The sequence below is a fragment of the Streptomyces sp. NPDC048361 genome, from assembly GCF_040651795.1.
Classification (GTDB): Bacteria; Actinomycetota; Actinomycetes; order Streptomycetales; family Streptomycetaceae; genus Streptomyces.
In genome coordinates, this window is sequence record NZ_JBEZKW010000010.1 from 101,632 (window position 1) to 116,289 (window position 14,658).

At 71.3% G+C, this 14,658-nt stretch carries 8 protein-coding genes; 2 read left to right on the forward strand and 6 right to left on the reverse strand.

Features of this window, described 5'->3' with window-relative positions; translation table 11 throughout:
- Positions 1-12 precede the first annotated feature (12 nt).
- The 3 genes from AB0D31_RS08315 to AB0D31_RS08325 form a co-directional block, all read right to left on the reverse strand.
- Positions 13-4,860, reverse strand: coding sequence for a DNA repair ATPase (locus AB0D31_RS08315; protein WP_362718756.1), 4,848 nt, complete (start codon positions 4,858-4,860; stop codon positions 13-15).
- Between the two features lie 138 nt (positions 4,861-4,998).
- Positions 4,999-7,137: a flotillin family protein gene (locus tag AB0D31_RS08320; protein WP_362718757.1), complete on the reverse strand. Its 2,139-nt coding sequence runs from the start codon at positions 7,135-7,137 to the stop codon at positions 4,999-5,001.
- A gap of 81 nt (positions 7,138-7,218) precedes the next feature.
- Complete coding sequence (locus AB0D31_RS08325; protein ID WP_362718866.1) at positions 7,219-7,833, reverse strand: hypothetical protein; 615 nt, start codon at positions 7,831-7,833, stop codon at positions 7,219-7,221.
- Between the two features lie 316 nt (positions 7,834-8,149).
- Between AB0D31_RS08325 and AB0D31_RS08330 the strand changes: the two genes are divergently transcribed.
- A complete protein-coding gene (locus tag AB0D31_RS08330) occupies positions 8,150-9,241 on the forward strand; it encodes a helix-turn-helix domain-containing protein (protein ID WP_362718760.1) in 1,092 nt (363 codons plus the stop codon).
- 100 nt (positions 9,242-9,341) lie between these two features.
- On the opposite strand, the gene AB0D31_RS08335 is transcribed toward AB0D31_RS08330, so the two are convergent.
- The 3 genes from AB0D31_RS08335 to AB0D31_RS08345 all read right to left on the reverse strand — a co-directional run bounded on the left by AB0D31_RS08335 (position 9,342) and on the right by AB0D31_RS08345 (position 12,860).
- Positions 9,342-10,658, reverse strand: a complete 1,317-nt coding sequence (locus tag AB0D31_RS08335) for a phosphatase PAP2 family protein (RefSeq protein ID WP_362718868.1) — start codon at positions 10,656-10,658, stop codon at positions 9,342-9,344.
- A gap of 275 nt (positions 10,659-10,933) precedes the next feature.
- Positions 10,934-11,173: a DUF6243 family protein gene (locus AB0D31_RS08340; RefSeq protein ID WP_362718762.1), complete on the reverse strand. Its 240-nt coding sequence runs from the start codon at positions 11,171-11,173 to the stop codon at positions 10,934-10,936.
- A gap of 463 nt (positions 11,174-11,636) precedes the next feature.
- Positions 11,637-12,860, reverse strand: coding sequence for a magnesium and cobalt transport protein CorA (locus tag AB0D31_RS08345; protein ID WP_362718764.1), 1,224 nt, complete (start codon positions 12,858-12,860; stop codon positions 11,637-11,639).
- 395 nt (positions 12,861-13,255) lie between these two features.
- Between AB0D31_RS08345 and AB0D31_RS08350 the strand changes: the two genes are divergently transcribed.
- A complete protein-coding gene (locus tag AB0D31_RS08350) occupies positions 13,256-14,458 on the forward strand; it encodes a winged helix DNA-binding domain-containing protein (protein ID WP_362718766.1) in 1,203 nt (400 codons plus the stop codon).
- The last annotated feature ends 200 nt before the right edge of the window (positions 14,459-14,658 follow it).

Sequence of the window (14,658 nt, forward strand, 5' to 3'; positions counted from 1 at the left end):
GGGGCCCGGAACCTACCGGGCCTCCCCGGCCCGTGTGATGGCGGATTCGACGGCCGCGACACGGTCCGCGAGCAGGCCGAGGGCCGCGACCGCCCGGGTGAGCGGGTCGCCCTCGGCGCCGCCGAGCGCCTGGGCGCGGACGTACGCGGAGGTGACCTCCGCCCAGCGCGCACCCTGCTCGGCGGTGAGCCGGCCCCTCAGTTCGGCCAGCTTCAGGAGGTTGGCCTCGGCGCCCGTGGTGAGGGTCTGCGCCTCGCTCCTGTAGTGGTCCTCGATGATGGCGGCGAGCTCGGCGTCGTTCATGACGGGGTCGAGCCGCTCGGCGATCTTGTTCATGTTGCGGTACGAACCCTGGAGCTGGAACGGCGGTTCCGTGCGGCTGCCGTCGCTCCGGGCCGCGGAGGCGATGTACGCGGCGTTCACGGCGAGAACGGTGGACCGGGCGACGAGAAGGTGACCCAGTACCGCAAGGACGCGCTCCAACTCCGCCGCTGCGTAAGGATGGTTGAGCCGGTCCGCGCGGGCCGACGGGTCGCGTTCGGCGAGCCGCACCAGCAGATCGAGGTCGGCGCGGTCGCGGCCGGCGAGCGGGGCGAGCACCGGGTTCGACGTCAGCGCGTTCTCGACGAAGCTCAGCGCGAACGCGTCCTCCTTGCCGGTGAGTACGGAACCGAGGTTCCATACGTCGGCGCGGTTGGCCAGCATGTCGGGGAGGGTGAAGAGCTGCCCGGACTCGGTGTACGGGTTGCCCGCCATGCAGACGGCGAACCGCTTGCCGCGCAGGTCGTAGCTGCGGGCCCGGCCGTCCCGCACGCCCTCCATGCGCCGGGTGGCGTCGCACAGCGGGATGAACTTCTGCAGCAGCTCCGGCGAGGTGTGCTGGATGTCATCGAGGTAGAGCAGGGTGTTGTTGCCCGCCTCAAGAGCGAAGTTGATTTTCTCGACCTCGCGGCGGGCCGTGGCGTCGGGCGCCTCGGACGGGTCGAGCGAGGTGACCGCGTGGCCGAGCGCCGGCCCGCTGACCTTCACCAGGACGAGACCGAGTCGGTTCGCCACGTACTCCATCAACGTCGTCTTGCCGTAGCCGGGCGGGGAGATGAGCAGCAGCAGGCCGTTGCTGTCGGTCCGCTTGGTGTCACCGGTCGTGCCGAGCTGCTTGGCGAGGCTGTCGCCGATGAGCGGCAGACAGACCTCGTCGAGGAGGCGGTTGCGCACGAACGACGACATGACCCGCGGCTGGTACTCCTCCAGGCGGAGCCGTCCGCGCTCCGCGGCGACCAGAGCCGTCCGCAGACGCTGGTAGTCGCGGAATCCGACGGCGGCTCGCTCCGTGAACGCCCCTGTACGGGTGAGGAGTTCGTCGATGCGCACGGTGAGAGTGCGGCCCGCGGTGATGCGGGGATGGGTGCCGAGCAGCCCCTCGACCGTGACGGACACGGATGCCTCACAGCCGTACCGGACCAGGCCGGGACAGAGTTCCACGGCGACCGCCTCCGCGAGATCGCCCTCGTCGAGGGGCTCACCCGCGGCGGTGGCGTAGGACGACAGCCACGCCTCGACGAGCTGACGCCGGTCGGCCAGGGCATCGAGCGCCGCCAAGTCGTCCTCGTACGCCGAAGTGCCCGCCGCCCGGCGGAACTTGTCCAGCAGATCGCGGGTCGCGGCACGGGTGACGAACCCGTCGGGCGCGCACGCCAGCTCGTCGAAGAGGTACGCGGCCGCCGTGGCCGAAGCCCCCATGGCGACGGCCAGTTCGGCCAGGAAGTCCGCGCTGGCCGGGGCGAGACCGAAGGTGGCGCGGGCGCGGGCCAGCGACGACGCGCGCCGCGTCCAGGTGGCCCGCTCAGGGCCGGTGGTGCGGTGCGCCCAGAACAGCTGGGCCTCGGCGCGGGCCGCCGGCGGGTGGCGCAGCAGGCCCGCACCGTCGTGCAGCCGCAGCAGGGCGCCGAGCACCAGGGTGGCGTCATGGTCGTGGACACCCCGCTCGTACCCCTCGTCGTACGCCGACTCGGCGGCCCGCCGCACGAGCGCGGGCAGATCGGCGTCGGCGAGGGCGGCGGGACCGTGCTCGGTGAACAGGCGCACGGCGAGGTACTCGGCGCGGTACACCTCGGCGTTCTCGGACGGCAGCGACTGCCCCCAGTAGGGGCGGGTGGCCTCGAACGCCGGGTCGTCGACGGGGGAGCGGTAGTCGGTGCCGGTCAGTGCGAAGGCCAGGCCGTCGCCGTGCGGTACGAGGGTCAGGTCCAGCGGCTGGGTGTTGACCGCGAACGCGTGCCGCCCCAGCCGTACCGTCCTGCCGCCGTCGCCGTACAGCTCGCTACGGTCGCGCAGGGCGCGCGCCGCCTCCTGGCGGGCCGCTTTGACGCGGCCCTCCAGTTCCTCGGCCCTGACCCGGTCGCCCAGTTCACGCAGCTCACCTGCGGTCCTGCGGACCTTGGCGACCATCGGGTCGGAGGCGAAGTAGGTGTTGACCGCGTCCAGGTCGGGGAGGGCTGTCAGTCGCCGAGCGATCGTTTCAAGGACACGCCCGGCCGAGTCGGCGAGGCGCTCGGCGTGACGGGCGCGGGCGTCCTGCACCGTCTGTTTGCGGGCCGAGAACGCCTCGTACACCTCGGTGCGCCGGGTGCCGATCTCGGCGAGCGCCGCGTCGGAGTGCGCGAACCGCGACTCCAGGTCCTCCAGACGCAGCAGGAGCCCGGCGAGCTGGTCGTCGCAGCGCTCCGGGGTGTCGGCGCCGGCGAGCGCCGCGGTGACGGACTGCCCCAACAGGCCCATTTCCGCCGCGAGTTCGGCCGCACCCTCATGGTCGCGGAGCTCGCGGGTGCGCGCGTCGAGGGCGGCACGGGCCCGGTTGACGCCGCCGAGGACGTCCGCGATCCGCTCCAGGATCGAGGTACGGACGGTGGCGTCGCCGACATCGAGCCCCGCGACGACCTCCGTGACGGTCCTGAGCCCTTCGGTCCGCTCGTCGAGCCGGGCCGTGACCGGGGCCGCCTCGGCGACCGTGCCGATCCCCTCGGCCCGTGCCGCCAGTTCGGCGATGTCGTCGTGATACCCGGCGAACGCGTCCTCGCGCGCCAGGAACACCACGGCGCGCTGCGCGAACGTGCCGATGTCGGCCGTGACCTCCGCGGCCAGCTCGTCGATGCGCCCGGTGTCCGCGTACCGGAGCTCCTTCAGCGTCACCAAGTGACCCTGGGCGCGGCGAAGTTCGCTCAGCCGAGCCACCCACTCGGCGGCCTCGCGCGGCGCCTCCCCGCGCAGCCGGCGCACCAGCGAGGCGATCTGCGCGGCGGCCTCCTCCAGCGCCTCGGCGGCCTGCCGGGTCAGGGTCTGGACGGTTTCGAACTCGGCAAGAACCTGCTCGGCCGTGGCACGGACCTCGCTCAACGGGCCCAGCAGGTAGCCCACATCGGAGTCGCCCAGCCAGTGGTGGGTGTCGGCGGCGCGGACACAGGACGCGAGCAGGGCCTCGTACACACCGGTGGTCGGCGCGGTGGCCTCGGAGACCGTACGCGCGAGGAAGAGGCAGTCGGCGATGCCGCGCACCAGGTCCGCGTTGCCGATGCGGGCCAGCGGGCCGCCACCGGCGGGCCGGGCGGCCGCGTAGGTGTCGCTGACGTACGGGGAGCGCCAGCGCTGGATCGGATGGATGCGGACCGGCTCCGCGGCCGCCCCGGCAGGGTCGGCGCGCAGCACCAGGAGCGTGCCGTCGTCGAAGAGCGCGTATCCGTGGCAGGGGAGCGGGGCGGTGACCGTCTTGCGGATCGCGTGGTACGGCAGGAGCAGGCCCCGGCCCTCGGCCCGGGCATGGAAGGCGTACAGCACGTCCTCCGCGCCCGGGGAGCGCAGGACCCGCTCGAACTCCAGGCCCTCGGTGGCGATGTCGAAGGTCTTGGCGGCGCCGGTGGTGAGGCAGTAACCGCCGGGGAAGACGAGCCCCTGGTCCTCGGGGAGGCGCAGGCACGCCTGCCCGATGCCGTCCATACGGACGACGGTGCGCGTGGCGCGGTTGAAGACGAGATGGCGCCGCGCCTCCTCCTTGTACGGGCGCACCCGCAGCAGCACGAGCCGGCCCGCGTAGGCGTACTCGATCTCCGCGTCGGCGAGCGACTGGAGCGCCTCGTCGACCGGCTCGGAGTAAATCCCCTCAGCCGTCTCGGTGTTGTCCTCCACTTTCACGGTGAGGGCGCCGCCGACCGTCGACACGAACACCTCGCCGCCGACGGATACGTGCGGGTGCCGGCCGAGCACCTGGTCCTCGCGGGTGACGGCGGTCCACTCGACATCCTGGGACGGCGGGAAGACGTGGTCGCGCTCGCCGTGGGCGTCCAGGAACGTGGCGCCACCGTCCGCGTCCACGGCCCAGCGCAGCACACGGATGTCGTCGCCGCTCTCACCGGTCCTGAAGACGGCGAGCAGCTTCCCCTCGACGCGGCGCAGCCGCAGGAGCCGGGCCTCGCGGTAGTAGCGGTGCAGCTCGGTGAACTCGCGGACGAACGCCGCATCGTCGAGCAGCCCGGGGACGTCGTCCTCGGGGAGCCGCTCCAGGCCGTCGCGCTCATACAGGGCGAAGACGTCACCGACAGCGGTCGTGTTCTTCGGGCCGGCGGCGGCGCTGTAACCGACCAACAGCCGCTCGCCGACCGCCACGACGTCCCGGGCCACACAGCCGTCCGCGGTGCGCAGCTGCTCGGTGCCGGTGAGGGACAGCTCGGTGGAGCCGAACTCCTCGGTGCGCCGTGCGTCGAGCGCCTCGGCCCTGCGGCTCAGTTCGGCGGCCTGCGCGGCCAGCCGGTCCCGCAGCACCTCATAGGTGCCCGCGTCCACCGCGGACGAGGAGGACGTGCTGTTCATGGTGGGGCTCCCTGCGGATGCGTACGTACGTGACTCGGCCCCGGCCCCGGGCCGGGCCCCGGACCCGGGCCGGGCCCCGGACACGGACCCGGGCCGGGGCACAGGTCAGGCCGGGGTCAGGCCGAGTTCAAACCGGGTTCAGACCGTGCTCGTGCCGTTGAGCGTGCCTGTGGGCGAGCCGGCGGGCGAGCCGGCGGGCGAGCCGTTGAGCGAGGCGGCCAGTGCCGAGACCGGGATGTCCGTCAGGCCCAACTTGCCTGCCTTGTCGAGCAGTTCGCCCAGCTGGCCGGCGTCGGCGCCGCCGGAGTTCATCAGCTTCATCAGGAGCGCGGACACGGTCAGGTTCTGTACGTCGCCGGTGGACACCGAGCCGAGCACACGGGTCAGGTCCTCGGGGAAGCTCGCGCTCCCGTCGAGCCAGGGCCCCGCGAGCGCCTGCGCGGTCTCGGAGTGCCGCACGAACGCGTCGACGCTCTGCCCGAGGGAGATCGAGGAGACCAGCCGGTCGAAGAAGACGGACTCGCCGCCGACGATGTTGATGTCGGCCTTCTCCAGGCCCGCGGCCACGACCGAGGCCTGAGCCTCGGCCACCTGCCGCTGGGCGGTGAGCCCGGCGAGCCGGATCTCCTTCTCCGCGGCGAGCCGCAGACGGTACTCCTCGTGGCCGCGCGACGCGTCGTCGAGCGCCGCCATCGCGGCCGCCTTCTCGGTCAGCCCCTCGGCCTCCGCCTTCAGCTTCTCGCCGATCATCGCGGCGTCCGCCGTGGCCTGCGCCTGGGTGCCCTCCGCGACCGCGAGCGCCTTGAGCCGGGCCCCCTCCGCCTCCGCCTTCAGACGCGCCCCGGTCGCCTCTGCCTCGGCGCGGCCGGCCTTCTCGATGACCTCGGCCTCCTTGTCGCGGACCTGCACCTGGGCGAGACCCTCGGCCGCCGCCTCCGCCTGGAGCCCCTCGGCGAGCCGCAGCTTGGCGCGCGCGTCGAGGTCCGCGGACTTCAACCGGGCCTCGGCCAGCGTGAGTTGCTCGGCCGCCCGGTGCTTGGCGGCGGCCTCAGCGGCCTCCGCCGCCTTGATGTCCTTGACCAACTTCTCCTGAGCCTCCGCCTCGGCGCCGATGATCACGGCCTGCCGGGTGCGCTCGGCCTCCTCGACCATGCGGAGCTTCTTGATCGACTCCTCCTGCTCGGCGACCGTACGGTCCACGGCGATGCGCTCCCTGACCACATCGGCGACCTCACGGCGCTCCGCCTCGACCTCCTTGTCCTTGGCGATCGCCGACAGCGCCGTCTCCCGCTCACGGCCGATGACTTCAAGCATCCGGTCCTTCTCGATGCGCTCGTTCTCGACGGCGATGACCCGTTCACGGTTCTTCTGCGCGACCGCGATCTCCCGGGCCTGGTTCTCCCGCTGGACCCCGAGCTGCTCCTCGGTGCGCAGGAACGCGGTCTGCGCCCCGAGCCGCTCCTCCTCCTGCACCTTGGACGTGGCCGCCTCCTCCCGGGCACGGAGCGTCTCGACCTCGCGGCGCTGCTTGATCTCGGCCTCGGCCTGCCGCCGCTCCAGCTCCAGGATGGTCTCCCTGGCATCCACGTTCTGCCGGGTGATCTCCTTCTGCTCGGTGCGCTGGAACTCGTTGGTGCGTACGTGCTCGACGGCCGTCAGCTCGGTGATCTTGCGGATGCCCTGGGCGTCGAGGATGTTCGCCGCGTCCAGCTGCGTCATCGGTGTCTGTTCGAGGTGGTCGATGGCGGCGTCGTCGAGGTGGTAGCCGTTCAGATCGGTGCCGATGACCCGGATGATCCGGTCCCGGAACTCCTCGCGCTTGGTGTAGAGGTCGACGAAGTCGAGCTGCTTGCCCACGGTCTTGAGCGCCTCGGAGAACTTCGCGGCGAAGAAGTCCTGGATGGCGACCCGGTCACTGGCCCGCTGGGTGCCGATCGACTGCGCCACCTTGATGACGTCCTCGACGGTCTTGTTGACCCGCACGAAGAACGAGATGTGGATGTCGGCCCGGATGTTGTCCTGGCAGATCAGGCCCTCGCGCCCGGTACGGCGGATCTCGATGGTCTTCACCGAGATGTCCATGTACTCGGCCTTGTGCAGCACCGGAAGCACCACGGCGCCGGTGAAGGTGACGTCGACCTTCTTGGTCTTGGAGATGATCAGCGCGCGGCCCTGCTCCACCTTCCGGAACAGCTTGCCGACCACCAGGAGCAGGGCGATCGCGATGAGCAGGACAACGGCGACGAGTACGCCGAGGCCCAGGGAAATGGCATCCATGAGACGTCCTTGGGGACAGGTGAAGTGAGAAGGAACAAGCGCGGGCCGGGCCGGGCCGGAGGCCGGATGGGTACGGACGCGTCAGGTGCGGGTGGTGCGCGGGTCGAGCGCCGCGTCGTAGGGCGCGACCCAGAAGAACTCGCCGTCGTCGTCGAACGCGTACAACAGGCCCGTGCTGCCCAGGCGCAGGGGCTCGGTGCCGCTCTGGCGGACCTGCACCAGGGCGGTCGATCCGTCGGCCGCCGCGACCTCCGCCTGCCCGAAGTCGGCCGACACGGAGCCGGTACGGATCGTGCAGGTGAGGCCGACGAAGTCGAGCCGGGACGGCGGCGGATGGTCGGGGAAGGCGCGCCGCAGCCGGCCGACCAGGAACCGGGTGACGATCCAGCCGCACAGCAGGGCCACCGCGAGCACCCCGGCGGCGAGGGCCGCGGCCGTGGTGCCGGACGCGCCGGAGCGGCGTATCAGAACGGAACCGCTGAGGCTGATGAACCAGGAGACCCCGGTGAGCAGCGACACCGCGACGCTCACGGGAACGCCGTCCCCGCCGAACACATGGCCGTGCACATCCCCGTCGAAGGTGGTGTGTTCGGCGGCTCCGACCAGCACCAGGAGCCAGAAGGCCACCACGACGATCAGAGCCGCGCTGAACAGGGCGGCGGGGAAGCCGAGCGCGGCGGCCATGAACTCGGTCATCGTGGCGCCCCCTTCGCTCATGGCCCGGTGATGGTGATTCCGGGACACACCGGGGTTCTCCGGCACCAGGCGCGTCGTCGCATCCCGGCACCGGAGTCATTCCCCCGTGTTTCCCCTCGGCCATCTTGGCCACGGGGCACGGCTGTTCGCATTGCCGGATCCCGGCAGTCTTTACGATTCTCTGATGCCGGATACTCACCACGAGGGCGCGGCGCCCGCCGACGGCGCCGTCCCGTCAAGAAGGCGTCGGCAGAGCGTCAAGAAGCCGACAGTGGCGCATCAAGGACTGGCCGGCCCATCAACACCAGGAGAACCAGTGGCAGGGCAGGGCAAGGGGCACACGGGGCAGATCGCGGATCAGGGCATACCGACGGACTATCTCGACGGCTACGCCCGCATACTGGCCGAGACCTGCGCCACCGGCCGCCGACTGACCCGTGACGAACTGGAGTCGCGCCGCGCCCTCGGCGGACGCGCCGCCGCGGCCGGCCACAGCCTGCGCACACTGGTGCAGCAACACCTGGCGACCGCCCGAACCGCCTGCCCCGATCTGCCCCGCGCCTCGTTCGACCACCTCCTCGCCACCGTGGGCCAGGTCATCGACGCCCTCGCCGAAGGACACGAACGCGCACAGCTCCTGGCCGTACGCCAAGAGGAGGCGTCGCGCCGCGAGTTCATCGACGACCTCCTGTACGGGCGCAGCGACCCGGGCAACCTGGTAGAACGCTCCGAACGCTTCGGGTTGCTGCTCTCCCACGCCCACGCCGTGGCCGTGGCGAAGGGCCCGGACGCGTACGACGACGCGCACCCCGCGACCCAGCGGGTACGGCAGGCGCTCTTCGGCCGCTTCGGCAACCGGCGCATCCTGACCACCACCAAGGACGGCCGGCTCATCTGCGTCGCCCCGGCCGACCAGGACGACGTCCTGCGCCACTTCGCCCAACAGGCGTACGCCGCCACCACGGGCCGGGTCGCCATCGGGCGCCCGCACCCCGGCGCGGGCGGCGTCGCCCACTCCTACGAGGAAGCGCTCAACGCCCTCGACCTCGCCACGCGCATGAACCTCGAAAACCGGGTGCTGCACGCCGCCGACCTGCTGGTCTTCCCCGTCCTCATGCGCGACCGCCAAGCCATGGCGGATTTGGTGGCGCGGGTGCTCGGCCCGCTGCGAGGGTCCCGCGGCGGCCCCCAGTCGCTTCTGGACACCCTCATCGCCTACTTCGACGCGGGCTGCGTCGCCGCCGAGGCGGCCCGCCGGCTCAGCCTGAGCGTGCGGGCCTTCACGTACCGCATGGAACGCGTCCACCAGCTCACCGGCGCCGACCCGGCCGACCCGGTCCACCGCTACACCTTGCAGACCGCCGTCATCGGGGCGAGGCTCCTTGACTGGCCGGCGAAGGAGCTGTGACGAGTGGCGACGAGCTGTGATGACCTGCGACCGAGGCGCGACCAAAGCGCGACGGAGGCGCGACGGAGGCGCGACCAAAGCGCGACGGAGGCGTGGCCCTTCAGAGCGGGGTCATACCGATTCGGGCTACTTCGGACTGCGGTTCGCTCCGCGCGACGGGCACGGCCTCCGGTTCCCAGGCCCGCGTGGTGCGCAGGTAGCCACAGACCACCGAGACCATCGCGAGCACGACAAGAGGGCCGAACACCCAGGGATGCCCGGCCATCGTCACCGGCAGCCAGCGGTACGCCACCAGGAGCGCAGCGAAGACCGCGGTGCCGTACGCGACGAGCCGGAGCCCCGACCGGTCCCAGCCGCGATCGACGGTGCGCAGGGCCGCCTCGACGGTGAGCGAGAACACCACACCGGCCACGAGGTCCACGCCGTAGTGGTACCCGAAGCCCAGCGTCGCGCCGAGCGTCGCCACGAGCCAGAACGCCCCGGCGAACCGCAGGAGTCGAGGCCCCTTCCGGGTGTGGATGAAGATCGCGGTGGCCCACGCCGTATGCAGGCTGGGCATGCAGTTGCGGGGCGTGATCGCGTCGTACGGCACGGGGTGCGGGCTGCCGACGGGTGGCGGGGTGTGCGGCCACAGATTGGCCACGGCCCACTCGACGCCGCCGGTGCCGGAGGTGCCGGGACCGTAGGCGAAGACCGGTCCGACCACCGGGAAGATCATGTAGATGGCGGGCCCGAGGAGGCCGATCGCCAGAAACGTCCGCACCAGATGGTGGCGCGGGAAGCGGCGCTCGGCCGCCACGTTGCGCAACTGGTAGAGCGCGACGACCACGGCGGCCACCGCGAGCTGGGCGTAGACCACATGCACGACATGGCCGCTGAACGGACCCATGGCCTTGAGCATCCGGCCCGCGGCCCACGAGGGGTTGCCGAGCGCGTGATCGGCGGTCGCGACGTACGGGTCGAGCACGGTGGGGCGGGTCTTGGAGGTGATGAGCAGCCAGGTGTCACCGATCTTGCGCCCGGTGACGAGCAGCAGCCCGAGGCCGACGCCCTTGAGGAGCAGGACGCGTTCGCGGCCGGTGCGGCGCACGACGGCGAAGACGGCGCAGCCGAGCATCGCCCACAGGGCGCCGTTGCCGAAGTACTGCCCCTCGGGGACCTGGGCTCCGACGGCCCAGCGCACCAGCGCGAAAACGATGTCGACCCCTACGGCGGCGCCGGCCACGACGAACCGCTGCCGCCAGGTGAGCACGACCATCGTCAACGCCAGACCGCCGTACAGCGGCCCCGGCTTGGGCGCGAAAACGACCTCGCGCACCTGGGCGCTGATCGGCCCGGGTATGCCGTGGCGACGCGCGAAGACCTCAAGAAGAACGAGGAACCCGAGCCCCATCAGGCCGGCCGCGCCCCACAGGATCCCGCGGCGCGGATGCGGCGGGGCGGGTATCGCCGTCGCTTCGCGGGGTGCGCGCGGAAAGATCCGCGAAAATCTCGATATCAATTCTCTGGCCGTTGTCGTAGGTACCGTCCGAGCGGCACACCCGCCACGTGGCACGGCGTTTCCCGTCCCGGCGGAAGGGACGTGATGCGGGCGCTCGTCGAAAGCTCGATCATGTCATCGGGCCGGTGGAGCGGGCCGGTGCCGCTGGTACTGGCGGTTCCAGGGGGTGTCGCCCAGGTGCGGGCGGAGGGTCAGCTCTTCGCGGCGCCGGAGCCCGTGTCGGCGGCGGTGTCATCGCCCGCCTGCCCGGCATCCTTGGCTGCGGCCGCCTTCTCCCGCATCTTGCGCACGAGCTCCGCCTTCTGGTCGGCGGCGTTCTGGCGGTCGAGGTTGCGGTGCGGACCGTTGTTCTGCCGCTCGGCCCGCGAGAGCTTCTTGCGGTGGCCGCCGCCCTGGCCCACGGGGTTGTTGATGTTCTTGCTGTCAGTCACGGGTTCTCCCGGTGGTGAAGTGAGGTGATCTACGGATCCGACGGTGGGGGACGGGCGCGGCAACGGCGAAGGACGCCGGCGGGGACCGCCGCCCGCTCACTCGTAAATCGGCGTCTGGAAGAACACGACGAACATGACAAAGACGTTACCCGGTCCCGCGGCCCACTCTCGCCTCGGGAACATCGACGCCGCGCAGACAGGCATGCACGCCGCCGTCGAAGGCGCGGCAGAACGTGACTCCCGACCGGCCGACCCGTCGTCGCCGGGCAGGGTGGCCAGGCGTGCCGGGTGGCTCGGACCCGCCATCGCTCTCACCAAGACGGTCAAAAGCGTCCACGGGGATTATCGACAGGGCCTTGCAGGAGACGACTCGGTGCCGGTTGGCTGAAGCCGCTCGGCTGAACCGCGTCGTACGGCAGGTGCGCAGGAGCAGGCGAGGGGGTGAGTCGCGCCGAGTTGGCTCCTACAGCCAGTCCCGCCGCTTGAAGACGAAGTACAGGCTCACGCACACCGCCGCCATCAGCAGGATCGCGAACGGATACCCGAGCTCCCATTCCAGCTCGGGCATTCGCTCGAAGTTCATGCCGTAGATCGTCCCCACCAGCGTGGGGGCAAACAAAATGGCAGCCCACGACGAGATCTTCTTGATTTCCTCGTTCTGCTCGAACCCCGCCTCCGCCAACGCCCGCATTTCCGCGTTCTGTTGCTGGGTGACCAGGGTGGCGTTCACGGTGAGGATGTCGGTGAGGGCCTGGCGGAAGCCGTCGACGCGTTCGCTGATGTGGGTGACGTGGTCGGCGACGTCGCGGAGGTAGCGCTGGAGCTCCTCGTCGGTGCGGTACTTCGCGAAGCCGGCCATCAGACCGTGCAGCATGCCGACCAGCGGGCGGGTGGCGCGCTGGAACTCGACCATTTCGCGGGAGAGTTCATAGATGCGCCGAGACACCTCCGGGTCGCCGCGGAAGACCTCCGTCTCGATCTCGTCGATGTCGTTCTGGACGCCCGCGACCACGGGGGCGTACCCGTCCACCACCGCGTCGAGGATCGCGTACAGCACCGCTTCCGGGCCCAGCGCGAGGAGTTCGGGGTCCTCCTCCATGCGGCGGCGGACCGCGGAGAGGTCCGGGGCGGCGCCGTGACGGACCGTGATGAGGAAGTCCCGGCCGACGAAGACGTGGAGCTCGCCGAAGTCGACCTCCTCCGGGGCGTCGAGATAGCGCGCCGCGCGCAGCACGACGAAGAGAGTGTCGCCGTAGCGTTCCAGCTTCGGGCGCTGGTGGGCTTCGAGCGCGTCCTCCACCGCGAGCTCGTGCAGGTCGAACTCGCCTGCCAGGGAGAGGAGTTCGGCCTCCGAAGGGCGTTGCAGGCCGATCCACGCCATGCCGTCGGGCGTCTCGCGCAGTCGGCGGAATGTCTCCGCGAGGGTGCCCGGCGATGCGATGTGCCGCCCGCCGCGGTACAGGGACGACTGGACGACGCTGCCCACTCCACCGCCGGCCTGACCGTTGTCGCGGCTGTCCCTCGCGGGTGCGTCGGCGGGCGGCCTGGGCCCGCCGGGGACCGCCGCTGATCCGGGGACGTCGGTGGTCGAAGCCGGATCCGGTGGAGGGGATGGTTCGACGGAGGACTGCCTGCGCCAGGAATGCAGCTTCGATGGTCGCGCGGGGCGGGCGCGTCGCTCGGGCATGGCCACTCACCTCCCGCTCTGCGACCGGCCCGGCGAGCGGCCGACGCGTTCGTCCGTATGCCCCCGGAGCAGGATATACGCCTCAAATGGCGCGGGCATGGACTTGGGGTATGGACTTGGGGTATGGCCTTGGGGCCGGGGAGGCAGTCGGCGTACCTCCCTGGGCGGGGGTGGCTGGGTGGGTGCGTGCGTGGGGTTGGGGGAGGTTACGGGGGGTACGGACCGCGGCATTGGGCCCATGGGCCGGGCCTCGGAAGAGCCGGAGGGCTCCCAGGTCCGCCGCGGTATGCGACACGCACTGACCCGCCGGTTGTGAGAGCGCTTCCAAGGGTGACGGGGAGGAGGCGTCGGCCTGTAAAACCGCGGCCCACGTGGCGTGGAGTACCGTGCGCGCCATGCCCTCGAACACCGGCACCGGCACGGGGCCCGGCCGCAACACGGGGCCCGGCCCCAACCCGGGCGCGGGCCCCAGTACCCGCGCACCCCGGCACGCCCACCCCGTGCTGTCGCGCCGTGCGCTCAACCGTGCCACCCTCGACCGTCAGCTCCTGCTGCGGCGCTGCGACACGCTCTCGCCCAGGGATGCCGTCGCCCACCTGCTCGGACTCCAGGCCCAGAACGTCAAGCCGCCCTACTTCGCCCTCTGGTCGCGGCTCGCCGGGTTCCGGCCGGAAGCGCTCTCAGAGCTGATGGAGAAGCGCGAGGTCGTGCGGCTCGTCACCATGCGGTCCACCATCCACACGCACACCGCGGACGACGCTCTCACCCTGCGCCCCCTGGTACAGGCCGCGCGGAACCGCGAGCTGAACACGTTCCGCAAAGGGTTGGCCGGCGTCGACACGGACCACCTCGGCGACGTCGTACGCACCCTGGTCGAGGACCGGCCGCACACCATGAAGGAACTGCGTGTGGCGCTCCAGGCGGAGTGGCCGGACGCGGATCCCTTCGCGCTCTCCGTCGCCGCCCGCTGCGTACTCCCGTTGGTTCAGGTGACGCCACGCGGCCTGTGGGGCAGCAGCGGTCAGGTCGCGCTCACCACGGTCGAGCACTGGCTCGGCCGCTCGGCCCGGCCCGTGCCCGCACCCGACGAGACCGTACTGCGCTATCTGGGTGCCTTCGGGCCGGCCTCGGTCAAGGACATGCAGACCTGGTCGGGTCTGACGCGGCTCGCCGGCGTCTTCGACCGGTTGCGGCCCCGCCTCGCGGTCTTCCAGGACGAGAACGGCGTCGAACTCTTCGACCTGCCGGACGCCACCCGGCCCCCCGAGGACACCCCGGCTCCGGTACGCCTCCTGCCGGAGTTCGACAACCTGCTGCTCTCGCACGCCGACCGGACCCGGATCGTTCCGGCCGAGTACAAGGGCCGTAGCTGGAGCGGCAATCAGGCGCATCGCACGCTGCTCGTCGACGGGTTCCTCGCCGGGATCTGGCGCATCGACGAGCAGAAGGGCGGGGGCGCGCTCCTTACCGTCCAGCCGTTCGGCGAGCTCGGGCGGGCGCGCCGCGCGGAGGTCGCCGAGGAGGGTGCGCGGCTGCTCGCCGACATGACCTCGGCCACCTCGTACGACGTACGGTTCGGAGACTTGGCCGACTTCTGAGAGCGTTCCCGTGGTTTGGGTGCGTGTTCGTCGTCCGTGCCGCTGGGCGACTTGAGAGCGTTCCCGTGGTTTGGGTGCGTGTTCGTCGTCCGTGCCGCTGGGTGACTTGAGAGCGTTCCCGTGGTTTGGGTGCGTGTTCGTCGTCCGTGCCGCTGGGTGACTTGAGAGCGTTCCCGTGGTTTGGGTGCGTGTTCGTCGTC

Coding starts and splice junctions, on each gene's coding strand:
- AB0D31_RS08315 (WP_362718756.1), bottom strand. CDS start 4,860: ATGAACAGCACGTCCTCCTCGTCCGCGGTGGACGCGGGCACCTATGAG.
- AB0D31_RS08345 (WP_362718764.1), bottom strand. CDS start 12,860: ATGCCCGAGCGACGCGCCCGCCCCGCGCGACCATCGAAGCTGCATTCC.
- AB0D31_RS08325 (WP_362718866.1), bottom strand. CDS start 7,833: ATGACCGAGTTCATGGCCGCCGCGCTCGGCTTCCCCGCCGCCCTGTTC.
- AB0D31_RS08320 (WP_362718757.1), bottom strand. CDS start 7,137: ATGGATGCCATTTCCCTGGGCCTCGGCGTACTCGTCGCCGTTGTCCTG.
- AB0D31_RS08350 (WP_362718766.1), top strand. CDS start 13,256: ATGCCCTCGAACACCGGCACCGGCACGGGGCCCGGCCGCAACACGGGG.